This is a genomic window from Cupriavidus sp. SIMBA_020, from assembly GCF_046535395.1.
GTDB classification, from domain to species: domain Bacteria; phylum Pseudomonadota; class Gammaproteobacteria; order Burkholderiales; family Burkholderiaceae; genus Cupriavidus; species Cupriavidus campinensis.
The window spans coordinates 1-361 of the sequence record NZ_JAWRWU010000160.1 but is presented as its reverse complement, the minus strand read 5'-3'; the positions used below and the strand labels follow the sequence as shown (position 1 = coordinate 361).

Genomic DNA, 361 nt, shown 5'->3' with positions numbered 1-361 from the left:
TGACGATGACGGAGCCACCGGCCACATCCGCAATCTGGCGTCGAGAGTGGAAGCAGTGGCGGCATCGGCTTCGCACTCCGTCAACGCGCGCGCCGACGCAGTCGCGTGGCGCTGGTCCAGCTTCGAGCAACTGCCAGTCGCGCACCTCTACGCGGCGATCAGCCTGCGGGAAAGCATCTTTGTCGTCGAACAGAATGTGCCTTATCTCGACGCGGACGGACGCGACCCGCATTGCCGTCATTTAACCGGCTTCGTCGATGGCCGGCTCGTTGCGTACGCGCGCGTGTTGCCGAAGGATCTGTTCGAGCCGGGCTTTTTTAGCTTCGGCAGAGTCGTGGTACATCCGGAGCATCGTCATGCC

Annotated in this window: 1 protein-coding gene; it reads left to right on the top strand. The window is 62.9% G+C overall.

The window, feature by feature from the left end; genetic code table 11:
- The coding region (locus SB751_RS28620) for a GNAT family N-acetyltransferase (protein ID WP_410748866.1) at nt 1-361 on the top strand (361 nt) is incomplete at both ends.